Below are 22,620 nucleotides of genomic sequence, written 5' to 3'. Positions count from 1 at the left end.
TTCGGTATCAGGCGCTTTCGGCGTATTCGCTGCCATCGGGCTCGCGCAGCACATAGCCGCGGCCCCAGACGGTTTCGATGTAGTTGGCGCCGCCGGCAGCATTCGCGAGCTTCTTGCGCAGCTTGCAGATGAAGACGTCGATGATCTTCAGTTCCGGTTCGTCCATGCCGCCATAGAGGTGGTTCAGGAACATTTCCTTGGTGAGGGTGGTACCCTTGCGGAGCGAAAGCAGCTCCAGCATCTGGTATTCCTTGCCCGTCAGGTGAACGCGCTGGCCACCGACTTCGACGGTCTTGGCGTCGAGGTTGACGATGAGCTCGCCCGTCATGATGACCGACTGAGCGTGGCCCTTCGAACGGCGGACGATGGCGTGGATGCGGGCGACGAGCTCGTCCTTGTGGAACGGCTTGGTCATGTAGTCGTCGGCGCCGAAGCCGAGACCGCGGACCTTGTCTTCGATGCCGGCCATACCCGAGAGGATGAGGATCGGTGTCTTGACCTTGGACAGGCGGAGAGTGCGAAGCACTTCATATCCGGACATGTCGGGAAGGTTCAAATCGAGAAGGATGATGTCGTAATCATACAGTTTGCCGAGGTCGACGCCTTCTTCACCGAGATCGGTGGTGTAAACGTTAAAACTCTCGGACTTGAGCATCAGTTCGATGCTCTGCGCTGTCGCGCTGTCGTCTTCAATCAGTAGTACCCGCATTATTATCCCCTTTACCGCCGCCGAAAGGTGGTCTGGCCCCCTACGCGATACCGAAATATGTCACTGCGTGATTTGGAAGCTGCCACGAAATGGTTAACAAATTCTATTCCACTCTGGCAAGGGGTAACGAATTTATTAAATATTTTGTCCATTCCGCTGTTTTCCAACGAGAATCCGCAAGGCCGAATCCTTAACTTTTACATTAAGAACGGCCGCTAAGCGATTCATTCGACTCAGCAATGAAAAGGTTTCGGAAATCGCGTAGTGATGTTTACCGAGCCTTAAATCATCGGGCCTATCATTAACGATGCCCGTAAACGAAAGGTTACCAGCGGTAGGTTTTTGTTAATACCGACGGAAATTTTTTGGGCAGACCGTCTCAAAGCGGTGCGCAAGGGGCAATTTAGTAGAGCCGGGGTCTCGCATCACTGGAGTAATGCGTATGAAGTCGCGTGAGAGCCTAGTTCGCCTGAAGGAATTTCAGGTGAACGAAAAACGACGTCAGCTGCAGCAATTGCAGATGATGATGTCGGAATTCGAACGGATGACGAAGGATCTGGAAAGCCAGATCGTCGTCGAAGAGAAGAAGTCCGGCATTTCCGATCCGAATCACTTCGCCTACCCGACCTTCGCCAAGGCCGCTCGTCAGCGCGCCGACAATCTTCAGGTTTCGATCAAGGAACTGAAGATGCAGGAAGAAGCTCTGGAACAGGCGCTCGAGGAGATGCAGGCAGAATATGCCCGCGCAGCCGCCCTCGAGGAGCGTGACGGCGCAATTCGCGCACGGGCGTAATCAAGCTGGCGATGGATGCCGTCACCGGCATCCTGGGGAATCGCCGAAGAAAAAGCCACGTATGATGGGCCTCAGTCCGTCATACGTGGCTTTTGGTGTTTTTTGACCGTCAGAGTTTCAGAAGACGGACGCTTTTCGACGGAACCAGCGCCAGGATGCGCACGCCTTCGCTAACCTTGTCATAAAGAATGATGTGGCTTTGGTGCTCGTGGCGCCTGACACCCTCGCCAATCCTGCTGGCGGGCCGTCCCATATCGGGGTTGCCGGCGATCAATTCGAAACAGTTCTTCAGGCTGTCCCGGTAGCGCCTCGCCTGAGGCACGCCGAAGAGCTCGATGCTTTGCAGAAAAATGGTGAGGAGGTCGCGCTCGGCGCGTGCGGTTAAGACATATCGGCTCAAGAGGCACCGGTGCGGCGCGCAGCGAGCGCTTCCGCCTCGGCGAAAATCTCATCCACGCTTCGCTTGCCGGTGCCGCTTGCCCGCGACGCGGCGACGATGTCCTGAAGTTCGGTGACCGACAGCGTCTCGCCCTGCTGCGCCCGGTCCATCAGGATCAGGTCGCGCAGATAGTCTTCAGCATTGGCATAGTTGCCTTTGCTGACGCGGCTTTCGACCCAGTCACTCTGCTGATCGGAAAGCGATATTGTTAAGCGAGCCATCGGTCACCTCTTGATGTCAGGATAATCGGTGGACGGGCGTTTGCCAAATGCCTCTCAGTTCACGACATCGCGCCATTCTTCGTGGCGCTGGGACTGTGCCTTGAAGAAAGGGCAGAGCGCGAAGATCTTCCAGCCGCCCTTGCGGGCTTCCTCGACGGCGTGCAGGGCGAGTGCCTGGCCGACGCCCTTGCCGCGCAGTGCATCGGGAACTCCGGTGTGGTCGATGATGACGAGCTTCGGCGAGGTGCGGGAATAGCTCATTTCGGCCTCGTGTCCCTCGACTTCAGCGACATAACGGCCGCCCGAGGCATTTTCTTCGTTGCGGATATCCATTCTATTGTCCTCCGAAAGAGTTGCGTTGCCCGAACGTGGCATGACGGGCAGGGGCTCACAAGCCGGGGCGGGTGGCGACGCAGTGTTCATCGGATTGACGGGGGAGAGGGATTGATGGCGAGATTGGCGTGGATAAAGCCGGTGCTTCTGGTTGCGGCGCCGTTCTTTCTGGCGCTTGGGCTGGTGCTGCCGCTGATCCGCTTCGAGACGCTTTACTTTTTCGACAAGACGCCGTCGCTGATCGGGATCATCGCTTCGCTGTGGAGCGGCGGCGATGCATTGCTTGCGGCGATCGTCGTTCTCGTGTCGATCATTCTGCCGGTCTGCAAGATTGTCAGTCTCGCCGTTGAGGCGACAGCGGCCGGCGGCGGAACCGGCAGCTGGTTTTATCGTCACGCCGTACCTCACCTGTCCAAGTGGTCAATGATGGACGTTTTATTGGTGGCGGTCGTGATTGCGGCGGCAAAGACGACGGGGCTTGCGGATGCTTTCACCCAGCCCGGCCTCTGGTGCTACGCCGCGTCGACAATAATTTCGGGCCTTCTTCATTCTCTTAGCGAGAATGCGTCCGGCCCGAAGTAATGTCGTTGCCTTGCGGCGATTAGTGGCGGTACTGCTGGATACGCGTCGTGCGCAGGCCGGCAAGGCCGTGGCTGCTGATCGACGACTGCCAGGACAGGAATTCCTCAACGGTGAGCGTGTAACGCTCGCACGCTTCTTCCAAGCTCAACAGGCCACCGCGAACTGCCGCGACAACCTCAGCCTTGCGACGGATCACCCAGCGCCGGGTATTCGGCGGGGGAAGGTCCGCAATCGTAAGCGGGCTGCCATCGGGGCCGATGACATATTTTACTCGGGGTCGTATCATTTCGGTCATTGGGACTCTCTACACAACTCAAGACCACAGATGGCACTCTAGCCCGTCACATTTAAAAATTGCCTAAACTGATCGTAAGACTTTGATAACAACTTTAAGTGCCGGAGCTACCCACCCCGGGACGAACTTCCGTTACGTCAATTTGAGCCGGCTGCATGGCTCCCATGCGTAATAAATAATATCTATATTTCGCGGGAAGATTTATAAGCGCTGCAACATTAAGAATGAGCGCAAGACATCGTCTCCGTTCTTCTCGCAGTATCAGTCAAAGAATAGTGTTTGCAGCTCCCGTCACACCGACGCGGGGCTTCGCGGCTTTCTTTTGCTGTTTCCGGCGCCGTGGATGGCCTGCCGGTGCGAGAGCTGGGCAGGCGCGCGCGGTTGAGGACATAAGAGATGACGAGACGTGAGCGCGCAGTGCGTAACTGCGCAGACGATAACGCTTTTTCGCTTTCTACCACCGCCCGCCAAGGCGATCTCAAGATCGAGTTCAAGCGCAGCCTTGAGCGCATGACCAAGGAAGCGGGCTTCGATTTTTTCCTTATTGCATCCTTCCCGCGCGGCGACGCCACCTCCTTTGTCGAAAACCGCATTGCCAGCAACTGGCCGCAGACGCTCGTCAACCTCTATGAAGAGGCCGACATGTTTTACTGCAGCGAGCTGGTTAACGCGCTGAAGCACACGATCATCCCGGTCTATTGCAATGCGGGAACTTTTGGCGGCGCGGCTGCAAATATTGAAAACCGCCGGTTGAACGCGGTCTTCCAGATGCATGGCCTGCAGGCAACTTTCGGCTTTTCGCTGCATGACGCTGATCTAAAACAGTACATCTTTGCATTCTCCGGAACGCGCGCTGCGCTCGAATATGAAGAGCAGATGGCACTTTTCTTCGCGGCGATGCAGGCGCTTGACCGGTTCAGCATTGCCAATCGCGGTGAAGAAGGGCCGGCGGAAACGCTGACGCGTCGAGAAATCGAATGTCTGCGCTGGTCGGCTGCTGGAAAAAGCAGCGACGAGATTGCCATCATTCTCGATCTCTCGTCGCATACCGTCGTCGGCTATCTGAAGAGCGCGATGCGCAAGCTCGATTCGGTCAATCGCATGCAGGCCGTCGCCCGTGCGCTCCGCTACCGCCTGCTCTGATCCTTAGAGCAGGATCGCACTGATCTCCGTTTCTCCGGCGCCGAACTTATATTGCGCCGTTCCCGTATGCAGGATCGACAGCCAGTCGCCGGCGGTAAGCTGGGCGAGGCCGAAGGCCGTCTGTCTTGATGCGACGGTGGTCGCCGGACCGGCGATCGCCGCAAGCGCCGTGCTGCCATTGGCTTCCAGCCGCGCGCCATAAGCCGAGCTCGTCACGGTGCTCACCGACAGAATCAGCAGGTAGAGACCCGAGGCCGGAACCGTCAGCCGGTTGCCGCTGCCAGAGGGGACAGCCGCGCCGAGCGAGAAACCGCCCTGCTGCACATGCAGCGCATTGAAGCCGGTGCGGGTGTTGTTGCCGGGCGTCGTGGTCGCCGCCGCCAGTGCGCCGCGGGCGACCGGGCGGGCAGGGGTCTTGACGATGCCACCTGCGGCGATCGACAGCGCCGTTTCCCAGGCAGACCCGTCACCGCTGACCTTGATTGCGAATTCATCATTTCCGGCAAGCCCCATCTCGGCCCGGCCAGACCAGTTGGACTGGAAGAGCAGCGAGGCCGTTTCGGCAGCGGATGCCTTGTTGACCTTCACCTGATGGCCGTGGCCCTCGTGATTGAAGAGGCTGGCGGGGGAGGCGACGGCCAGCCGGTTCTGTGCGTCGGCGCTGGCGTTCAGGCCGAGAAGCGGCAGGCTTGCCGGTGGCGGCGGCACCAGATCGCTCCAGACGCCGGCGGCGAAGATGCGGAGCCTCGATACGGCGGCGAAATAGGCCCGCCAGCCATCGCGCGGCAGAATGTAGATCCAGGCGCCGTCCTGCCGGAAGGCGAGACGGCCGTCCTTACCGGACCAGGTGCCGGTTGCACCAGCAGAGACGAGATAGCAGGCGCCTTCGGCCGGGTCTTCCGGCGCGGCTGACGCTTCGGCTGATATCGTCAGCTGGGTCACGGCGTCGATCAGCTGCAGCGCTTCGTTATGGGTGACGTGCTTCTGGGCCTGCGACGGCAGGATATAGGGAAGGGCGAGATTGACTGTCATGTCGGACATGCATGCGGCCTCCATAGCGGTGCCGCTGATCTTATGTCCGCTCAGATGCGCGGGGAGGGCAAGGTTCGCTTCCCGCTGATCTCCAAGCCATTTCGGCCTTGCCTATGCGCGCTGCAGCGCCCGCTTGCGGCTGCCCCAGGAGATGAAATCCGGATTGACGAAATCCGGATCGCCGGGCTTGCCGTAGCCGAGAGGCTCGCCGTCCAGCGTCAGCGTCGTGCCGCCCGCGGCCCGCAGTACCGCGTCACCTGCGGCCGTGTCCCATTCCATCGTGCGGGTGAAGCGCGGATAGACATCGGCCTTGCCCTCGGCGAGCAGACAGAATTTCAGCGAAGAACCGATATTGGTGCATTCGGAAATGGCGTGCTTCTTCAGGAAGCTGTCGGTGGCCGGGCTGTTGTGGCAGCGGCTGGCGAGCGCCAGGCGATGCTCCGGCTCGTCGCGCACGGCGATCTTCTCGCGGCGGTCAACGGTGAAGTCGTCGCCGACATGCAGCTTTTCGGCGCTGCCCGATTCGCCGACGAAGGCGACGCCGAGGGCAGGGGCGTAGACGATGCCCGCCAGCGGTACGCCGTTTTCGATATAGGCGATATTGACCGTGAATTCCTTGCGCTTGTCGACGAACTCGCGCGTGCCATCGAGCGGATCGACAAGGAAGAAGGCGCGGCCGGCGATGTCAGGCACATGTCCCGCGGCCACCGATTCCTCGGCGATGACAGGAATGTCGGGGAAGTCGCGGCTCAGATGCGCCAGGATGATGATCTCGGCCTCATGATCGGCGAGCGTCACCGGCGTGGCATCGGCCTTGGTCGAGACAGTGCATCCGGCGCGGAATATCTCGATGATCTTCCGTCCTGCTTCCAGGGCTGCATTTTCGAATGTCGATAGCATCGGCTCTTGCGGTTTGGGGCCGGGAAGCGAACCCGGCGAAGCGGCAACTATAGCCGCAAATATAGGGATGAGGCCAGAGTTTTGCATTTTTCCTGCTCGTCGCAGTCAAAGGCGGTGGCCTGGAATAGTTTTCACCGGCTCGCGTTTTAGCTGGTCAGAATTTGCTTCGAATTCCAGTCTTGTGGAATAGCATTCGCAAATCGGAAATGATGACTGCCACCGAATTGCCGCAATGGTTAATCCACAGGCGCGGTTTGGCTAAATTTTTGTCATATAATGCCTTTTTCGTGTGGATTTTGATTTGTATCGCGCCATTTAAGCGCAGTTGAGCAAGAATCTGACTCAGTAAAGCCTTTTTGTCTTCACATTTTCCCTGAAAGCGCTATGCATGCGGCTACGAGGTTCCGATTTAAAAGCGGAGCCCTAACCAAAAAGAGATGCAGCCATGTTGGTTCGCATCCAGGGGAAATGACATATGGAGTACTTTATCCAGCAGCTCTTCAATGGGCTGACTCTTGGATCCATCTATGGTCTCGTCGCTATTGGCTATACGATGGTTTACGGCATTGTCGGCATGATCAATTTCGCCCATGGCGATGTCTTCATGCTCGGTGGTTTCGCTGCTCTTATCGTCTTTCTCGTTCTCACATCCATCTTTGCAGGTCTTCCGGTAGCAGTTCTTCTGCTGGCGATGCTTGTTGTTGCGATGCTGATGACGAGTTTGTGGAATTGGACGATCGAGCGAGTTGCATACCGTCCGCTGCGCGGTTCGTTCCGCTTGGCGCCGCTGATCACCGCGATCGGCATGTCGATCACGCTTTCCAACTTCATCCAGGTGACGCAGGGCCCGCGCAACAAGCCGATCCCGCCGCTGGTAAGTTCGGTCTATAATATCGGCGGTATCTCGGTCTCGCTGAAGCAGATCATCATCATCGTCATCACCGTCGTTCTCCTGGCTGCCTTCTGGTACCTCGTGAACCGCACGGCGCTCGGCCGCGCCCAGCGCGCCACCGAGCAGGACCGCAAGATGGCGGCGCTTCTCGGCGTCAATGTCGACCAGACGATCTCCATCACCTTCATCATGGGCGCCGCGCTCGCTGCCGTCGCCGGTACGATGTACCTGATGTATTATGGCGTTGCGTCCTTCACGGATGGCTTCACCCCTGGCGTCAAGGCGTTTACGGCTGCCGTTCTCGGCGGTATCGGCTCGCTGCCGGGTGCAGTCTTCGGTGGTCTGCTGATCGGCCTCATCGAGTCGCTCTGGTCCGCATATTTCACCATCGCCTACAAGGACGTCGCGACCTTCGCGATCCTGGCTTTCGTCCTGATCTTCAAGCCGACCGGTATTCTCGGACGGCCGGAAGTCGAGAAGGTATAAACGTCATGGCAAACATCGAAACTTCCGCAGGCAAGCCCGAGGCCGGGCTTGTCCAGAAGGGTATCCGTGAAGCTTTCTTCACCGGTCTCGTCTCGCTCGGCCTGTTCGTTCTCTATGTCGGTCTCGGCACGCAGCAGAACATCAATAACGAACTGATCATCGTCCAGCGCTGGGGCCTGCTTGCGATCTTCGTCGCAATCGCCGCCATCGGCCGCTTCATCATGGTCGTCTTCGTCCAGCCGAACATCAACCGCCGCAAACTTGCCAAGGCAAAGCACGGCGAGCTCGATATCTCGACGGACAAGGGCTTCTTCCACACGCATTTCCTGAAGATCGCTCTGGTGGCGCTGCTGCTCTACCCGATGGTGATCTATGCGCTGGTCGGCGCACAGGGCTCGCTGAAGTGGGTCGACAACTTCGGTATCCAGATCCTTATCTACGTGATGCTGGCCTGGGGTCTGAACATCGTCGTCGGTCTTGCCGGTCTTCTCGACCTCGGCTATGTCGCCTTCTACGCGGTCGGCGCCTATTCCTACGCGCTGCTCTCCAGCTATTTCGGCCTGTCCTTCTGGGTTCTGCTGCCGCTTTCGGGCATCTTTGCCGCTCTCTGGGGCATCATCCTCGGCTTCCCGGTCCTGCGTCTGCGCGGCGACTACCTCGCCATCGTGACGCTCGCCTTCGGTGAAATTATCCGTCTCGTCCTCATCAACTGGACCGACGTGACCAAGGGTACCTTTGGTATCTCCGGTATTCCGAAGGCAACGCTGTTCGGCATTCCGTTCGATGCATCCGCCGGCGGCTTTGCCAAGCTGCTCGGTCTGCCGATGTCGTCCGCCTATTACAAGATCTTCCTGTTCTATCTGATCCTGGCGCTCTGCCTGATCACGGCCTACGTCACCATCCGGCTTCGCCGCATGCCGATCGGCCGCGCCTGGGAAGCTCTGCGCGAAGACGAAATCGCCTGCCGTTCGCTCGGCATCAACACGGTCACGACCAAGCTCACCGCCTTTGCGACGGGCGCCATGTTCGGCGGTTTCGCCGGCTCGTTCTTCGCAGCGCGTCAGGGCTTCGTCTCGCCTGAATCCTTCGTCTTCCTGGAATCGGCCGTCATCCTTGCCATCGTCGTTCTCGGCGGCATGGGTTCGCTGACCGGTATCGCCATTGCGGCCGTCGTCATGGTCGGCGGCACGGAAGTGCTGCGCGAAATGGACTTCCTGAAGGTCGTCTTCGGCCCCGATTTCACGCCGGAACTCTACCGCATGCTGCTCTTCGGCCTGGCCATGGTCGTGGTCATGCTGTTCAAGCCGCGCGGTTTCGTCGGCTCGCGTGAACCGACCGCCTTCCTCAAGGAGCGCAAGGCGGTATCCGGAAGCTTCACCAAGGAGGGCCACGGCTGATGAGCCCTGTAGAAACGATGTCCAACGATAGCCTGCTCAAGGTCGAGCACCTGTCGATGAAGTTCGGCGGCCTGATGGCCATCAACGATCTGTCCTTCGAAGCCAAGCGCGGCGATATCACTGCGCTGATCGGCCCGAACGGCGCAGGCAAGACCACCGTGTTCAACTGCATCACCGGCTTCTACAAGCCGACGATGGGCATGATCACCATGAACCAGAAGGGCGGAAAGCAGTATCTGCTCGAGCGCCTGCCTGACTTCCGCATCACCAAGGAAGCCAAGGTCGCCCGTACCTTCCAGAACATTCGCCTGTTCTCGGGTCTGACGGTCCTGGAAAACCTGCTCGTCGCCCAGCATAACAAGCTGATGAAGGCCTCGGGTTACACGATCCTCGGCCTGCTCGGCATCGGCGGCTACAAGAAGGAAGCGGCAGCCTCCATCGAGCTTGCCCGCTACTGGCTGGAAAAGGCCGATCTGATCGATCGCGCCGACGACCCGGCCGGCGATCTGCCCTACGGCGCCCAGCGCCGCCTGGAAATCGCCCGCGCCATGTGCACCGGTCCGGAGCTGCTCTGCCTCGACGAGCCGGCGGCCGGCCTCAACCCGCGCGAATCGCTGGCACTCAACGAGCTGCTGCGCAGCATCCGCGCCGATACCGGAACCTCGATCCTGCTTATCGAGCACGACATGTCGGTGGTCATGGAGATTTCCGACCACGTTGTCGTTCTCGAATATGGCCAGAAGATCTCCGACGGCACGCCCGAACACGTGAAGAACGACCCGAAGGTCATCGCGGCCTATCTCGGTGTCGAAGACGAAGAAGTTGAAGAGGTCATCGCGACCGTAGAAGGGGGCGCACACTGATGGCCGGGGAACAGCTTCTCAAGGTTCAGGGCGTCGAGACCTATTACGGCAATATCCGCGCTCTCGCCGGCATCGATGTCGAAGTGAACAAGGGTGAGATCGTCAGCCTGATCGGCGCCAACGGCGCCGGCAAGTCGACGCTGATGATGACGATCTGCGGCAGCCCGCAGGCGCGCACCGGCTCGATCACCTTCGACGGCCGCGACATCACCAAGATGCCGACGCACGAAATCGCGCGTCTGCGCATCGCCCAGTCTCCGGAAGGACGCCGTATTTTCCCGCGCATGACCGTGCTGGAAAATCTGCAGATGGGCGCGGGCCTCGATAACCTCAAGTATTTCCACGAGGATCTCGAGAAGATCTTCGTCATGTTCCCGCGCCTGAAGGAACGCCAGACGCAGCGCGGCGGCACGCTTTCGGGCGGCGAACAGCAGATGCTGTCGATCGGCCGTGCGCTGATGGCGCGTCCGAAGCTGCTGCTTCTCGACGAGCCGTCGCTCGGCCTCGCGCCGCTGATCGTCAAGGGCATCTTCGAGGCGATCAAGAAGCTCAACGAAACCGAAGGCCTGACCGTCTTCCTCGTCGAGCAGAACGCATTTGCTGCCCTCAAGCTTTCGCATCGCGCCTACGTGATGGTGAACGGCAAGGTGACGATGAGCGGTTCCGGCAAGGAACTTCTCGCCAATCCCGAAGTCCGTGCCGCCTATCTCGAAGGCGGACGGCATTGATCCGGGCAGAAGGGAGACTTTGATATGCAGGGACTTTTCTTCGAACCGGACATGGGCGTCAGAACCGTCATCCGCGCGCTGGTCATGCTCATCGGTTTCTGGACCGCATGGCGCGCCGGCAAGGCCGCAGCCGAGGGCTGGAGCGATTACCCGCTGGTGATCGCCTATACCTTCCTGCTCGCCTGGGTGATGCAGTTCCTGCATCACGCGCTGTTCAACGGCCCGATGCTGAGCGGCTTCTACTACATCATCGATTTCGTGCTGCTGCTCGTCTTCTCGACGGCCGGCTTCCGCTTCCGCCGCACCAATCAGATGGTCAACAACTATTACTGGCTGTACGAAAAAACTTCCGCGTTTTCGTGGAAGAACAAACATTGACAGCCCGTTGAAACTAGGCATGAATTGCCTCAGCGGCGGTGCCCGGAAGCAAACGGAAATCCGCCACTGATAAAAAATCGAAGGGCATGGCCCAGGCCGGCAAAGCGTAAAGCAGCCGGTTCATGCCCCCAGAGAGGAACAGCTTTCCCCGGCGCAGTTATTGGTGGGTAGTGCGCTTGGGTTTGGACCGGAACCCGCCCAAAAATTGGGAGTAAAAACATGAAGAAGTATCTTCTGTCGGCAGTGGCTCTGACGGCTATGGTTGCTTTCAGCAACGCCGCTCGCGCTGACCTGCTGGTTGGTGTTGGTGGTCCGCTGACCGGCCCGAACGCTGCGTTCGGTGCTCAGCTTCAGAAGGGTGCCGAACAGGCAGCTGCTGACATCAACGCTGCTGGCGGCATCAACGGCGAGCAGATCAAGGTCGAGCTCGGCGACGACGTCTCCGACCCGAAGCAGGGCATCTCGGTCGCCAACAAGTTCGTTGCTGACGGCGTCAAGTTTGTCGTCGGTCACTTCAACTCGGGCGTCTCCATCCCGGCTTCTGAAGTCTACGCTGAAAACGGCATCCTCGAAATCACCCCGGCTGCGACCAACCCGCAGTTCACCGAGCGTGGTCTCTGGAACACGTTCCGTACTTGCGGCCGTGACGACCAGCAGGGCGCGATTGCCGGCAAGTATCTTGCCGACCACTTCAAGGACGCCAAGATCGCTGTCGTTCACGACAAGACGCCTTACGGCCAGGGCCTCGCTGACGAAACCAAGAAGGCCATGAATGCCGCTGGTATCACCGAAGCCGTCTACGAAGGCATCAACGTCGGCGACAAGGACTTCTCCGCCCTCATCGCCAAGATGAAGGAAGCTGGCGTTTCGATCATCTATTGGGGTGGTCTGCACACCGAAGCTGGTCTCATCATCCGCCAGGCAAAGGACCAGGGCCTGAAGGCAACGCTCGTATCGGGTGACGGTATCGTTTCGAACGAACTGGCTTCGATCGCTGGCGACGCTGTCGAAGGCACGCTGAACACCTTCGGCCCGGATCCGACGCTGAACCCGGCCAACAAGGACCTCGTCGAGAAGTTCAAGGCTGCCGGCTTCAACCCGGAAGCGTACACCCTCTACTCCTACGCTGCGATGCAGTCGATCGCAGGCGCTGCAAAGGCCGCTGGTTCTAACGATCCGGAAGCCGTTGCCAAGGCCATGAAGGAAAAGGGTCCGTTCCCGACCGTTCTCGGCGACATGTCCTTCGATGAAAAGGGCGACCCGAAGCTCCCGGGCTACATCATGTACGAATGGAAGAAGGGCCCGGACGGCAAGTACAGCTACTTCCCGCAGGCCGCGAAGTAAGCATCGCTTGCACGGTTCCGACCGTTTAGAAGAAGCCCGGTTTCGACCGGGCTTCTTTGTTTTTGGCGACGGTTCTGCGCCGGAGTGACGTTTTCAATCCTGATGCGATGGGCTAGCTTTCACGCCCTGCCAGAATTCAGAAACGGAAATTTCGATGTCCCGACCGCGCATTCTCGTCACCCGCCGCTGGCCTGCCGCCGCCGAAGCCGCTCTTGCCGAGCGTTTCGACGTCACCCTCAACGAAGCTGACCTGCCGATGACCGCCGATCAGCTGCGCCAGGCGCTCGCCGACTACGACGCGGTGCTGCCGACCGTCTCCGACAAGCTGCCGGCCGCCGTCTTCGAGGGCGATCTGCGCGCGAAAATCCTCGGGAATTTCGGCGTCGGCTACAATCACATCGACGTCGCGGCCGCCAAGGCCAAGGGCATTGCCGTGACGAATACGCCGGGCGTGCTGACCGACTGCACTGCCGATATCGCCATGCTGCTGCTGCTTACCGTCGCGCGCCGCGGCGGGGAGGGCGAGCGCCAGATCCGCGCCGACGAATGGAAGGGCTGGTGCCCGACCCACATGATCGGCACCAAGGTCTCGGGCAAGACCGTCGGCATCATCGGCTTCGGCCGCATCGGCAAGGCTTTCGCCCAGCGCTGCCATTTCGGCTTCGGCATGGATGTCGTCTTCTACAATCGCTCGAAGGTCGATGAAGCCGAGGCCGCCCGTTACGGCGCCCGTCAGCTTGCGACCGTCGAGGACGTGCTCGGCGCCGCCGATTTCGTCTCGCTGCATTGCCCGGGTGGGGCCGAAAACCGGCACCTGATGAATGCGGCGCGCTTTGCGGCGATGAAGAAGGGCGCGTTCCTGATCAACACGGCGCGCGGCGATGTCGTCGACGAGACGGCGCTGATTGCGGCTCTGCAGACCGGTGTGATCCGTGGGGCCGGGCTCGACGTCTACGAGGCGGAGCCGCAGGTGCCGGAGAAGCTGAAGGCGATGGAAAACGTCGTCCTTCTGCCGCATCTCGGCAGCGCGACGGAGGAGACGCGGACGGCGATGGGGATGAAGGTGGTGGATAATGTCACCGCGTTCTTCGAGGGCAGGGAGCCTGCGGATCGGGTGGTTTGAGGGTTTCGGTAGACGGGTAGGCGGTAGGCTCTGAGCAAGTCCGCCCCCCTCTGCCCTGCCGGGCATCTCCCCCACAGGTGGGGAGATGACTCGTGGCGCGCTCCCGCATTCAATGACTGGACCTATTCGCGGCCTACATCGCCAGATGGCAGGGCGAGCGGATGAGCCCAGCCAATCTCCCCACCTGTGGGGGAGATGCCCGGCAGGGCAGAGGGGGGCGTTCTTGCTCGAAGTCCAAGACTCAAGCGATCCCAACATCACCCCTCATGCAACACATGCGCCGCCTTCACCGCCGCGGATGCCCGGTTTTCCACGCCGAGCTTCACATAGATCTGCTCCAGATGCTTGTTCACCGTCCGCGCCGATAGCCCCAATATCTCGCCGATATCGCGGTTGGCTTTCCCCTTGGCGATCCACAGCAGCACTTCCGATTCCCGCTGGGTCAGCGAAAAATGCTGGCGCAGCACCGCGTCGTCGCTGCGCTGGCTGATGGCGGTGAGGCGGAAGAGGTACTCGTCAGGGCCGATGGTGCCGAGGAAGGCGAGCTGGAGGGCGGGTTGGCCGGCGTGGGTGATCGAGAAGGCGGCGTCCCGGCCGGTCGCCATGCGGTCCTTCATCCAGGCGGCGATATGGGCCGTGACCGTGGCGAGCGCATCGTCGCTGCCCATGGCGGCGTTGACGAGGCGGGTTGCCTGGGGCGTCGACCAGTGAACCTTGCCGTCGCCCTTCACCGCCAGCAGATGACGGCCGGCTGCGTCGAGGGCGACGCGGGCGCTTTGCGTCGAGCGGGCGTTGCGCAGGTGGACGCGGATGCGGGCGCGCAGTTCGTCGATATTGATCGGCTTCGTCAGATAGTCGACGCCGCCGGATTCCAGCGCGTGGACCACATGCTCGGTTTCCGTCAGGCCGGTCATGAAGATCACCGGCACCTGGCTGACGGCGGCGTTTTCCTTCAGCTTGCGGCAGGTCTCGAAGCCATCCATCGAGGGCATGACGGCATCGAGCAGGATGAGATCCGGCGTGATGCGCTCGACGATATTGAGTGCGGCCGAGCCGGAGGTGGCGATCAGCACGGAGAAACCGGATTGCTCCAGCGCATCGGTGAGGAAGCCGAGCGCCTCGGGCGAGTCGTCGACCAGCAGCACGATATCGCGGGGGTGGGCCTGATCAGCCAATGGTTTCCACCTTTTCGTTGAACCGGTGCAGGAAAGTCATGCAGCCGTCGAGATCGAACGCCGCCACATAGGCGCGAAGTTCCTCGGTAAATGGCTGATTTGCCTCGTCCTTGGCAAGGTCGTTGAGCTTGGCTTCGATACCCCTGATGTAGCCGATTTCGCAGAGCCGCATCAGTTCCTCGACATGGGCGATGCCGGGGCTGACGAGCGGCGGTTTTGGCGGCGGAGCGGGCACCGCCGCCGTGTCCGCGTAGGTCCATTTCAGGCCGAGATGCAGCGCCAGCTTGTCGCGCAGCTGCCTGATGTCGACGGGCTTGCCGATCGCGTCATTATGGCTGTCATCGCTTTCGGCTGTCGCTGCGGCATCGCCGATATTGGCGGACAGCATGACGATAGGCGAGGTCTGGCCGTTTTCGCGCAGGCGCGAGGCGAGTTGCCAGCCGCTCATGCCGGGCATCGAGATATCGACCAGGAAGAGATCGGGCTGGATGCCCTCGATCAGCGTCAGGCAATCGGTGCCGCTGGCTGCCGTCAGCACGACGAAATCGAGCGGTGCGAGGATTTCCCGCATCATCTCGCGGTGATCCTCGTTGTCGTCGACGACGACGATGGTGCGGCGCGGGCCGTCGTAGCTGACGATCTTCTTCTCCTGCGGCGGCGCCGTCATCTCGCGCATGACGGCCGAGAGCATCAGGCGGACGCGGAAGGTCGAGCCCTGGTTCTTCTCGCTCGTCACCAGGATTTCGCCGCCGAGCGTATTGGTCAGAAGCCGGGTGATCGTCAGGCCGAGGCCGAGGCCCGGCATCGGGCGGATGCTGTCGGCCTCGCCGCGCTGGAAGGGTTCGTAGATGCGGCTCAAATCCTTCTCGGCGATGCCGCGGCCGGTATCTGAAACGGTGAAGGTCGCGACCTGGCTGCGATAGCCGACATCGAAGGTGACGCTGCCCTCATCGGTGAACTTGATGGCGTTGGAGAGCAGGTTGACGAGAATCTGGCGCAGGCGCTTCTCGTCGGTGCGCACGAATTGCGGCAGCGACGGCGTGCGGTCGTGAATGAAGGCGAGGCCCTTGGCCTGCGCTTGCGGGCGGAACATGTCGACGATCTGGTCGAGGAAATCCTGGATGTTGATCTCGTTGGAATAGACCTGCAGGCGCCCGGCCTCGATCTTGGAGATATCCAGCAGCCCGTCGATCAGGCCGGAGAGATGCTCGGCCGAGCGGCGGATCACCTTGATCGAGGATTGGCGCGGCGGCGGGATGGTCTCGTCGCGCTCGAGGATCTGGGCATAGCCGAGCACGGCATTGAGCGGCGTGCGCAGCTCGTGGCTGAGACCGACGACATAGCGGCTCTTGGCGCGGTTGGCGGCCTCGGCGGTTTCCTTGGCGTTCTGCAGCGCGGCGTCGGTCTTCTTGTGCGCGGCGATTTCCTTCAGGAGCAGCGTGTTCTGGCGCGAGGATTCCTCCTCGGCGACGACGCGGCTGTCATGGGCAAGCACATAGAACCAGCAGACGACGCCGGCGATGACGGCGAAGACGAAGAAGACGATCAGGATGGTGCGATTGACGACTTCGGCGGTCTCCGGCGAGGCGGAGGCCACCTGATGGGCGATCATCGCCAGGATCGCGCCGACGGCGGTCAGCGCCAGCACGACGGCGATGCCGTAGCGTCCCAAGCGGGTCGTCAGTTTCTGCACCACGGTTTCCGGCAGCACGGCCTTGGCAACGGTGCCGACCTGCGCGTTCAGCCGCGCCTTCGGCTTGCACATGTCGTGGCAGCGGCTGTCGAGCGAACAGCAGAGCGAGCAGATCGGCGCGGCATAGGCCGGGCACCAGGCCATGTCCTCGGGCTCGAACGGGTGTTCGCAGACCGAGCAGGTGATGCTTGTCAGGTTCTTCCAGCTGTGGCGCGGCTTGCGGGCGAGGTAGAACTTGCCCTTCGTCGCCCAGGCGATCAGCGGCGAGGCGGTCAGCGCGATGACAAGGGTGATATAGGGCGCGAGCGAGGCGGCGATCGGGCCGAAGGCGCCGAAATGGGCGATCAGCGAAATGCCGGCCGAGAGCGTCATGGCGCCGAGGCCGACCGGGTTGATGTCGTAGAGATGGGCGCGCTTGAACTCGATGCCGGGAGGCGCGAGGCCGAGCGGCTTGTTGATGAAGAGATCGGCGGAGATCGTGCAGAGCCAGGCCATGGCGATGATCGAGAAGATACCGAGCGTCTCCTCCAGCAGCCGGTAGATGCCGAGCTCCATCAGGAGGAGCGCGATCGCTACGTTGAAGATCAGCCAGATGACGCGGCCGGGATGGCTGTGAGTGAGGCGCGAGAAGAAGTTCGACCAGGCGAGCGAGCCGGCATAGGCGTTCATGACATTGATCTTCAGCTGCGAGACGACGACGAAGGCGGCCATCAGGAGCAGGGCGGCATTGTGCCAGGGGATCATGTAGCCGAAGGCGGTCAGATACATCTGCGCCGGATCGGCGGCGCGGTCGACGGGGACGCCGGCGGTGAAGGTCAGGACAACGAGGAAGGAGCCGGCCAAGAGCTTCGGCGCGCCGATGATCACCCAGCCGGGACCGGCGAGGAAGACGGCGAGGCGGTGGCGCCACTTGCGCTGTCCATCCGGCGGCAGGAAGCGCAGGAAGTCGGCCTGCTCGCCGATCTGCGACATCAGCGCCAGGATGACGGCGGAGGCGGCGCCGAATTCCACCAGGTTGAAATCGGCCACCGTGCCGGGCGGTCCAGAGGCATGGCGAATACCGGCGAAGGCGCGCCAGACATCGAATTTCTCCCAGTCGAGAAAGGCGATGAAGATGAAGGGCAGGACGTTGAGGATGATCCAGAAGGGTTGAGTGACGAGCTGGAAGCGGCTGATCAGCTTGACGCCGTGCGTCACCAGCGGGATCACCATCACGGCGCTGATGATATAGCCGATCCACAAGGGTATGCCGAGCGTCAGCTCCAGCGCGCCGGACATGATCGAGGCCTCGATCGCAAACAGCATGAAGGTGAAGCTCGCATAGATCAGCGAGGTGATGGTCGAGCCGATATAGCCGAAGCTGGCGCCGCGGGTCAGCAGATCGATATCGACACCATGGCGGATCGCGTATCGGCTGATCGGCAGGCCGATCGCGAGCATGGCGATCGAGGCGACGATGATCGCGAAGAAGGCGTTGGTAGTGCCGTAGGAAAGGGTGATCGCCCCGCCGATCGCCTCCAGCGCCAGGAAAGAGATGGCGCCGATCGCCGTCTGCGAGATGCGCTGCGAGGAGAATTGGCGTGCGCTCTTTGCGGTGAAACGCAGCGCATAGTCCTCGAGTGTCTGGTTCGCGACCCAGCGGTTATACTCGCGCCTGACCGGAATGATGCGTTGCCGCGCTGCCATGCTGCTCTGCCGGTCCCTTCGTTCCCTTGTCACACTTCCGTAACATGGATGGCCGGAGCGCTTAAGAGTGCAGCGCAGCAATCGCGTGCAGATTTCGCCCCGGTGCCTACGTCATATTACGTATGTGTTTTCGCAGTGCAGCACCGGATAGTCCCCTAAGCAACAGTTAATTTTTGCCTTCCGGCCTGTTGTCGAACAAGAAGAGGGGATCACAAGATGAATCTGCGATCATACGTTTCAGGTGCCGTTCTCGGCGCCGTCATGTCGGCCACGGCCGCATTCCACGGAGCAGTTGCTGCCGACGACACGATCAAGGTCGGCGTTCTGCACTCGCTCTCCGGCACCATGGCCATCTCCGAGACGACGCTCAAGGACGCCATGCTGATGCTCATCGACGAGCAGAACAAGAAGGGCGGCCTTCTCGGCAAGAAGCTCGAAGCCGTCGTCGTCGACCCGGCTTCCGACTGGCCGCTGTTTGCCGAAAAGGCCCGCGAGCTGATCGAAAAGGACAAGGTCGCGGCCGTCTTCGGTTGCTGGACCTCCTCGTCGCGCAAGTCGGTTCTGCCTGTTTTCGAAGAGCTGAACTCGATCCTGTTCTACCCGGTCCAGTACGAGGGTGAAGAATCCTCGCGCAACATCTTCTACACGGGTGCTGCTCCGAACCAGCAGGCGATCCCGGCGGTCGACTACCTGATGGAGAAGGAAGGCGTGAAGCGCTTCGTCCTCGAAGGCACCGACTACGTCTATCCGCGCACCACCAACAAGATCCTGGAAGCCTACCTGATCTCGAAGGGCATTCCGAAGGAAGACATCATCGTCAACTACACGCCGTTCGGCTTCTCTGACTGGCAGACGGAAGTCTCCAAGATCAAGGAATTCGGCGCAGCCGGCAAGAAGACCGCCGTCGTCTCGACGATCAACGGTGACGCCAACGTTCCGTTCTACAAGGAACTCGGCAACCAGGGCGTCAAGGCAACCGATATCCCCGTCGTCGCCTTCTCGGTCGGCGAAGAAGAGCTTGCCGGTCTCGACACCAAGCCGCTCGTCGGCCACCTCGCTGCCTGGAACTACTTCGAGTCGGTCGAAAGCCCGGCCAACAAGAAGTTCATCAAGGAATGGCACGCCTTCACGAAGAACGACAAGCGCGTGACCAATGACCCGATGGAAGCTGCCTATATCGGCTTCAATGCCTGGGTTAAGGCCGTTCAGGCCGCCGGCACGACCGACACCGACAAGGTTCTCGACACCATCATCGGCGTCTCCGTTCCGAACCTCTCCGGCGGCACGGCAACCGTAATGCCGAACCACCACATCACCAAGCCTGTCCTGATCGGCGAAATCCAGGCCGACGGCCAATTTGAAATCGTGCAGCAGACGCCTGCCGTCGTCGGTGACGAATGGTCCGACTACCTGCCGGACTCCAAGGACCTGATCTCCGATTGGCGCAAGCCGATGAACTGCGGCAACTTCAACGTTGCGACTGGCAAGTGCGGCGGCAAGGGGTCTTGAGTTAGCCGATCCGATACCTGCCTGATGACTTCCGTCCGGATCCCATCTCCGGGCGGAAGCTCCGTCCCAAACGGTTGCTGCCCAAAAGGCCAACGATAGTCCAGGCGAGAAAGCCGATGTATCGCGCCCTCAAGCTTATCCTTCTTACCCTCTGCCTCGCGGCTCCGATGCTTGCATCGCCGCTGAAGGCCCAGGAAGACATTCATGCCCTCGTCAATGCGCTCGGCGAAGGCGATTTCGATCAGCGCGCCGAAGCCATCAAGGCGCTCGTCGCCTCCAAGGACCCGCATGTCGGCCAGATCCTGCAGCAGCTCAGCGACGGCCAGCTTTATGTGAATTCGGAAGAGGGCGGCCCGGTGCTGCTCCAGGGCGGCACCGAGGACGAGCCGACCTATGCCGATCCTCTCACCGGCGAGGCCGCCGAGGGTATCGACCCCGACTACATGTCGAAAGTGAAGATCAACAATTCCCTGCGCGGCGCGATCGCCAGCGCCATGAGCACGCTGACGCTGCTGAGCCCGGATCGTTCCGCGCGGCTTGCAGCGGCGCAAGGCCTGCTGCGCGATGCAGATCCCTCCAATCTCGAGCTTCTGAACTCCGCGCTTGCGGGCGAGAAGGATGCCGAGGTCAAGAACACGATGGAAGCCGCCCGCGCCGTCATGATGCTGAAAAGCGATGTCAGCGCCGAGGACAAGAAGGCCGCCATCGACACGATCGCCGCCCGCGGCGACCGCAACGCGCTGACGATCCTGACGACGGCGATGGAAACCGCACCCGATGATCTGAAGCCCGCCATCCAGTCGGATATCGATGGCATCAAGCGCAACCTGGCGGTCTGGGATGTGGTGCAGAACGTCTGGTACGGGCTGTCGCTCGGTTCCGTGCTGCTGCTGGCGGCCATTGGCCTTGCGATCACCTTCGGCGTCATGGGCGTCATCAACATGGCGCATGGCGAAATGGTGATGATTGGCGCCTACACGACCTATGTCGTGCAGGAATATATCACCGCCAACTTCCCCGAGATGGCCAACTACTCGCTGGCTTTCGCCGTGCCCGCCGCCTTCGTCTTCACCGGCTTCGTCGGCCTGATCATCGAGCGCCTCGTCATCCGTTATCTCTACGGCCGGCCGCTGGAAACGCTGCTGGCGACCTGGGGCGTGTCGCTGATCCTGCAGCAGGCGGTGCGGACGATCTTCGGGCCTACCAACCGCGAAGTGCGCAATCCGAGCTGGATGTCGGGCGCCTTCGAGCTCGGCGGCCTGTCGATCACCTGGAATCGTCTCTGGATCATCGTCTTCTCGATGGCCGTGTTCGTCACCCTGCTGATGCTCCTGAAGCGCTCGGCCTTCGGCCTGCAGATGCGCGCCGTCACCCAGAACCGCCGCATGGCGTCCTCGATGGGTATCCGCACCGGCTGGGTCGATGCCTTCACCTTCGCGCTCGGCTCCGGCATTGCCGGCATGGCGGGCGTCGCACTCAGCCAGATCGACAACGTCTCGCCGAACCTCGGCCAGAGCTACATCATCGACAGCTTCATGGTCGTGGTCTTCGGCGGCGTCGGCAATCTCTGGGGCACGCTGGTCGGCGCTCTGTCGCTCGGCGTCGTCAACAAGTTCCTGGAACCCTTCGCCGGCGCCGTGCTCGGCAAGATCCTGGTGCTCGTCCTCATCATCCTCTTCATCCAGAAGCGTCCCCGCGGGCTCTTCGCACTCAAAGGAAGGGCGGTGGAAGCATGATTACGGCCTTCCTTCTCCGGTCTCTCGATCGCAAGATCTCCATTGCCATCGCCATCCTGCTCATGGTCGCCGTCCTCGTTCCGGTTCTCAACCTGATGACCGGCCCCGAGAACCCGCTGCATATCCCGACCTACATCATGGCGCTGTTCGGCAAGTATCTGACCTATGCGCTGCTGGCGCTGGCGCTCGATCTCGTCTGGGGCTTCTGCGGCATTCTCTCGCTCGGCCACGGCGCCTTCTTCGCGCTCGGCGGCTATGCAATGGGCATGTACCTGATGCGGCAAATCGGCTCGCGCGGCGTCTATGGCGACCCTGTTCTCCCCGATTTCATGGTGTTCCTGAACTGGAAGGAGCTGCCCTGGTTCTGGTACGGCTTCGACCAGTTCTGGTTTGCGGCGCTGATGGTTCTCCTCGTGCCCGGCCTGCTTGCCTTCGTCTTCGGCTGGTTCGCCTTCCGCTCACGCGTCAACGGCGTCTATCTCTCGATCATCACCCAGGCGATGACCTACGCGCTGCTGCTTGCCTTCTTCCGCAACGACATGGGTTTCGGCGGCAATAACGGCATGACCGACTTCAAGGAAATCCTCGGCTTCAACGTTCAAGCCGACGGCACGCGCGCCAGCCTCTTTGCCGCCACTGCGATCTTCCTGGCGCTGTCGCTGATGATCTCCTCGGCGATCGTGCGCTCCAAGTTCGGCAAGGTGCTGGTCGGCGTGCGCGATGCGGAAAGCCGCACGCGCTTCCTCGGCTACCGCGTCGAGCATTTCAAGCTCTTCACTTTCGTCGTCTCGGCGATGATGGCTGGCATTGCGGGTGCGCTCTACGTGCCGCAGGTCGGCATCATCAATCCCGGCGAATTCGCGCCTGCCAACTCGATCGAAGTCGTCATCTGGACGGCAGTCGGCGGCCGGGCAACGCTGATCGGCCCAATCCTTGGCGGGATCCTTGTCAATGGCGGCAAGACGATTTTCACCGGTCTGTTCCCCGAGTTCTGGCTGTTTGCGCTCGGCGGCCTCTTCGTGCTCGTCACGCTGTTCCTGCCGAAGGGTATCGTCGGCACCATCGCCCAGTATTTCGGCCGCAAGAAGCCGCGGACCGAAGCGACGCCTCCCTCGCTCGAGGATGGTGTCGATGCGAAAATCCAGCCAGCGGAGTGAGCGCCC

At 61.0% G+C, this 22,620-nt stretch carries 22 protein-coding genes; 13 read left to right on the top strand and 9 right to left on the bottom strand.

Annotated elements, in window-relative coordinates; all coding sequences use genetic code 11:
- Positions 1-7: 7 nt before the first annotated feature.
- Positions 8-709: a response regulator transcription factor CtrA gene (ctrA, locus tag ACEN84_RS23600; protein ID WP_112711438.1), complete on the bottom strand. Its 702-nt coding sequence runs from the start codon at positions 707-709 to the stop codon at positions 8-10.
- Between the two features lie 442 nt (positions 710-1,151).
- On the opposite strand from ctrA, the gene ACEN84_RS23595 reads away from it, so the two are divergent.
- Positions 1,152-1,502, top strand: coding sequence for a flagellar export protein FliJ (locus ACEN84_RS23595; RefSeq protein WP_112390402.1), 351 nt, complete (start codon positions 1,152-1,154; stop codon positions 1,500-1,502).
- Between the two features lie 109 nt (positions 1,503-1,611).
- On the opposite strand, the gene ACEN84_RS23590 is transcribed toward ACEN84_RS23595, so the two are convergent.
- The 3 genes from ACEN84_RS23590 to ACEN84_RS23580 are packed head-to-tail and all read right to left on the bottom strand — an operon-like array spanning position 1,612 to position 2,495.
- Positions 1,612-1,902, bottom strand: coding sequence for a type II toxin-antitoxin system RelE/ParE family toxin (locus ACEN84_RS23590; protein WP_413710094.1), 291 nt, complete (start codon positions 1,900-1,902; stop codon positions 1,612-1,614).
- Positions 1,899-2,162 (bottom strand): type II toxin-antitoxin system ParD family antitoxin, encoded by a 264-nt coding sequence (locus tag ACEN84_RS23585; RefSeq protein WP_413710093.1) that lies wholly within the window; start codon positions 2,160-2,162, stop codon positions 1,899-1,901. The genes ACEN84_RS23590 and ACEN84_RS23585 overlap by 4 nt, the downstream gene beginning before the upstream one ends.
- Before the next feature lie 54 nt (positions 2,163-2,216).
- Positions 2,217-2,495, bottom strand: coding sequence for a GNAT family N-acetyltransferase (locus tag ACEN84_RS23580; protein ID WP_112711435.1), 279 nt, complete (start codon positions 2,493-2,495; stop codon positions 2,217-2,219).
- Positions 2,496-2,609: 114 nt separating this feature from the next.
- Here ACEN84_RS23580 and ACEN84_RS23575 point away from each other — a divergent pair, with 114 nt between their 5' ends.
- A complete protein-coding gene (locus ACEN84_RS23575; RefSeq protein WP_413710092.1) occupies positions 2,610-3,077 on the top strand; it encodes a paraquat-inducible protein A in 468 nt (155 codons plus the stop codon).
- Positions 3,078-3,096: 19 nt separating this feature from the next.
- On the opposite strand, the gene ACEN84_RS23570 is transcribed toward ACEN84_RS23575, so the two are convergent.
- Entirely contained in the window at positions 3,097-3,372 is a 276-nt protein-coding gene (locus ACEN84_RS23570) for a DUF1153 domain-containing protein (protein ID WP_034476390.1), read from the bottom strand.
- 396 nt (positions 3,373-3,768) lie between these two features.
- Between ACEN84_RS23570 and ACEN84_RS23565 the strand changes: the two genes are divergently transcribed.
- Positions 3,769-4,515, top strand: a complete 747-nt coding sequence (locus ACEN84_RS23565) for a LuxR C-terminal-related transcriptional regulator (RefSeq protein ID WP_130283983.1) — start codon at positions 3,769-3,771, stop codon at positions 4,513-4,515.
- 3 nt (positions 4,516-4,518) lie between these two features.
- Here the strand turns inward: ACEN84_RS23565 and ACEN84_RS23560 are convergent, their stop codons facing one another.
- Both ACEN84_RS23560 and cysQ read right to left on the bottom strand, forming a co-directional pair.
- Entirely contained in the window at positions 4,519-5,556 is a 1,038-nt protein-coding gene (locus tag ACEN84_RS23560) for a DUF2793 domain-containing protein (RefSeq protein ID WP_413710091.1), read from the bottom strand.
- 102 nt (positions 5,557-5,658) lie between these two features.
- Positions 5,659-6,447: a 3'(2'),5'-bisphosphate nucleotidase CysQ gene (cysQ, locus tag ACEN84_RS23555; protein ID WP_413710090.1), complete on the bottom strand. Its 789-nt coding sequence runs from the start codon at positions 6,445-6,447 to the stop codon at positions 5,659-5,661.
- A 475-nt stretch (positions 6,448-6,922) separates the two neighbouring features.
- On the opposite strand from cysQ, the gene ACEN84_RS23550 reads away from it, so the two are divergent.
- The 7 genes from ACEN84_RS23550 to ACEN84_RS23520 all read left to right on the top strand — a co-directional run bounded on the left by ACEN84_RS23550 (position 6,923) and on the right by ACEN84_RS23520 (position 13,658).
- On the top strand, positions 6,923-7,825 hold the full coding sequence (locus ACEN84_RS23550; RefSeq protein ID WP_075856523.1) for a branched-chain amino acid ABC transporter permease: 903 nt from the start codon (positions 6,923-6,925) through the stop codon (positions 7,823-7,825).
- A 5-nt stretch (positions 7,826-7,830) separates the two neighbouring features.
- Positions 7,831-9,222: a high-affinity branched-chain amino acid ABC transporter permease LivM gene (gene livM / locus ACEN84_RS23545; RefSeq protein WP_112711430.1), complete on the top strand. Its 1,392-nt coding sequence runs from the start codon at positions 7,831-7,833 to the stop codon at positions 9,220-9,222.
- Positions 9,222-10,085, top strand: a complete 864-nt coding sequence (locus ACEN84_RS23540; protein WP_413710089.1) for an ABC transporter ATP-binding protein — start codon at positions 9,222-9,224, stop codon at positions 10,083-10,085. The genes livM and ACEN84_RS23540 overlap by 1 nt, the downstream gene beginning before the upstream one ends.
- Positions 10,085-10,813, top strand: a complete 729-nt coding sequence (locus ACEN84_RS23535; RefSeq protein ID WP_075856526.1) for an ABC transporter ATP-binding protein — start codon at positions 10,085-10,087, stop codon at positions 10,811-10,813. The genes ACEN84_RS23540 and ACEN84_RS23535 overlap by 1 nt, the downstream gene beginning before the upstream one ends.
- Before the next feature lie 24 nt (positions 10,814-10,837).
- A complete protein-coding gene (locus ACEN84_RS23530; protein WP_112711428.1) occupies positions 10,838-11,191 on the top strand; it encodes a DUF6867 family protein in 354 nt (117 codons plus the stop codon).
- A 219-nt stretch (positions 11,192-11,410) separates the two neighbouring features.
- Positions 11,411-12,535, top strand: a complete 1,125-nt coding sequence (locus tag ACEN84_RS23525; RefSeq protein ID WP_112711427.1) for a branched-chain amino acid ABC transporter substrate-binding protein — start codon at positions 11,411-11,413, stop codon at positions 12,533-12,535.
- Between the two features lie 154 nt (positions 12,536-12,689).
- Positions 12,690-13,658 (top strand): 2-hydroxyacid dehydrogenase, encoded by a 969-nt coding sequence (locus ACEN84_RS23520; RefSeq protein WP_413710088.1) that lies wholly within the window; start codon positions 12,690-12,692, stop codon positions 13,656-13,658.
- Positions 13,659-13,915: 257 nt separating this feature from the next.
- Here the strand turns inward: ACEN84_RS23520 and ACEN84_RS23515 are convergent, their stop codons facing one another.
- Both ACEN84_RS23515 and ACEN84_RS23510 read right to left on the bottom strand, forming a co-directional pair.
- Positions 13,916-14,833 (bottom strand): response regulator, encoded by a 918-nt coding sequence (locus ACEN84_RS23515; protein ID WP_130283973.1) that lies wholly within the window; start codon positions 14,831-14,833, stop codon positions 13,916-13,918.
- On the bottom strand, positions 14,826-18,212 hold the full coding sequence (locus ACEN84_RS23510; protein WP_413710087.1) for an ATP-binding protein: 3,387 nt from the start codon (positions 18,210-18,212) through the stop codon (positions 14,826-14,828). Before ACEN84_RS23510 ends, ACEN84_RS23515 begins: the two co-directional genes overlap by 8 nt.
- A gap of 216 nt (positions 18,213-18,428) precedes the next feature.
- On the opposite strand from ACEN84_RS23510, the gene urtA reads away from it, so the two are divergent.
- From urtA to urtC, 3 genes are all read left to right on the top strand, one after another.
- Entirely contained in the window at positions 18,429-19,721 is a 1,293-nt protein-coding gene (gene urtA, locus ACEN84_RS23505) for an urea ABC transporter substrate-binding protein (RefSeq protein WP_112711422.1), read from the top strand.
- A 116-nt stretch (positions 19,722-19,837) separates the two neighbouring features.
- A complete protein-coding gene (gene urtB, locus ACEN84_RS23500) occupies positions 19,838-21,457 on the top strand; it encodes an urea ABC transporter permease subunit UrtB (RefSeq protein WP_130283969.1) in 1,620 nt (539 codons plus the stop codon).
- On the top strand, positions 21,454-22,614 hold the full coding sequence (gene urtC / locus ACEN84_RS23495) for an urea ABC transporter permease subunit UrtC (RefSeq protein ID WP_413710086.1): 1,161 nt from the start codon (positions 21,454-21,456) through the stop codon (positions 22,612-22,614). The genes urtB and urtC overlap by 4 nt, the downstream gene beginning before the upstream one ends.
- Positions 22,615-22,620: the final 6 nt, after the last annotated feature.

The organism is Rhizobium sp. Rhizsp82 (assembly GCF_047325115.1).
In the GTDB taxonomy this organism is placed as follows: Bacteria; Pseudomonadota; Alphaproteobacteria; order Rhizobiales; family Rhizobiaceae; genus Rhizobium.
Note: the sequence above shows the minus strand (reverse complement) of the source record. Positions and strands in the feature narration are given on the sequence as shown.

Excerpts from the sequence above, each read along its gene's own strand:
- urtB (WP_130283969.1), top strand. The coding sequence starts at position 19,838 with ATGTATCGCGCCCTCAAGCTTATCCTTCTTACCCTCTGCCTCGCGGCT.
- ACEN84_RS23520 (WP_413710088.1), top strand. The coding sequence starts at position 12,690 with ATGTCCCGACCGCGCATTCTCGTCACCCGCCGCTGGCCTGCCGCCGCC.
- ACEN84_RS23570 (WP_034476390.1), bottom strand. The coding sequence starts at position 3,372 with ATGACCGAAATGATACGACCCCGAGTAAAATATGTCATCGGCCCCGAT.
- ACEN84_RS23595 (WP_112390402.1), top strand. The coding sequence starts at position 1,152 with ATGAAGTCGCGTGAGAGCCTAGTTCGCCTGAAGGAATTTCAGGTGAAC.
- urtA (WP_112711422.1), top strand. The coding sequence starts at position 18,429 with ATGAATCTGCGATCATACGTTTCAGGTGCCGTTCTCGGCGCCGTCATG.
- cysQ (WP_413710090.1), bottom strand. The coding sequence starts at position 6,447 with ATGCTATCGACATTCGAAAATGCAGCCCTGGAAGCAGGACGGAAGATC.
- livM (WP_112711430.1), top strand. The coding sequence starts at position 7,831 with ATGGCAAACATCGAAACTTCCGCAGGCAAGCCCGAGGCCGGGCTTGTC.
- ACEN84_RS23585 (WP_413710093.1), bottom strand. The coding sequence starts at position 2,162 with ATGGCTCGCTTAACAATATCGCTTTCCGATCAGCAGAGTGACTGGGTC.
- ACEN84_RS23580 (WP_112711435.1), bottom strand. The coding sequence starts at position 2,495 with ATGGATATCCGCAACGAAGAAAATGCCTCGGGCGGCCGTTATGTCGCT.
- ACEN84_RS23575 (WP_413710092.1), top strand. The coding sequence starts at position 2,610 with ATGGCGAGATTGGCGTGGATAAAGCCGGTGCTTCTGGTTGCGGCGCCG.
- ACEN84_RS23560 (WP_413710091.1), bottom strand. The coding sequence starts at position 5,556 with ATGTCCGACATGACAGTCAATCTCGCCCTTCCCTATATCCTGCCGTCG.
- ctrA (WP_112711438.1), bottom strand. The coding sequence starts at position 709 with ATGCGGGTACTACTGATTGAAGACGACAGCGCGACAGCGCAGAGCATC.
- ACEN84_RS23540 (WP_413710089.1), top strand. The coding sequence starts at position 9,222 with ATGAGCCCTGTAGAAACGATGTCCAACGATAGCCTGCTCAAGGTCGAG.
- urtC (WP_413710086.1), top strand. The coding sequence starts at position 21,454 with ATGATTACGGCCTTCCTTCTCCGGTCTCTCGATCGCAAGATCTCCATT.
- ACEN84_RS23535 (WP_075856526.1), top strand. The coding sequence starts at position 10,085 with ATGGCCGGGGAACAGCTTCTCAAGGTTCAGGGCGTCGAGACCTATTAC.
- ACEN84_RS23525 (WP_112711427.1), top strand. The coding sequence starts at position 11,411 with ATGAAGAAGTATCTTCTGTCGGCAGTGGCTCTGACGGCTATGGTTGCT.
- ACEN84_RS23550 (WP_075856523.1), top strand. The coding sequence starts at position 6,923 with ATGGAGTACTTTATCCAGCAGCTCTTCAATGGGCTGACTCTTGGATCC.
- ACEN84_RS23565 (WP_130283983.1), top strand. The coding sequence starts at position 3,769 with ATGACGAGACGTGAGCGCGCAGTGCGTAACTGCGCAGACGATAACGCT.
- ACEN84_RS23530 (WP_112711428.1), top strand. The coding sequence starts at position 10,838 with ATGCAGGGACTTTTCTTCGAACCGGACATGGGCGTCAGAACCGTCATC.
- ACEN84_RS23510 (WP_413710087.1), bottom strand. The coding sequence starts at position 18,212 with ATGGCAGCGCGGCAACGCATCATTCCGGTCAGGCGCGAGTATAACCGC.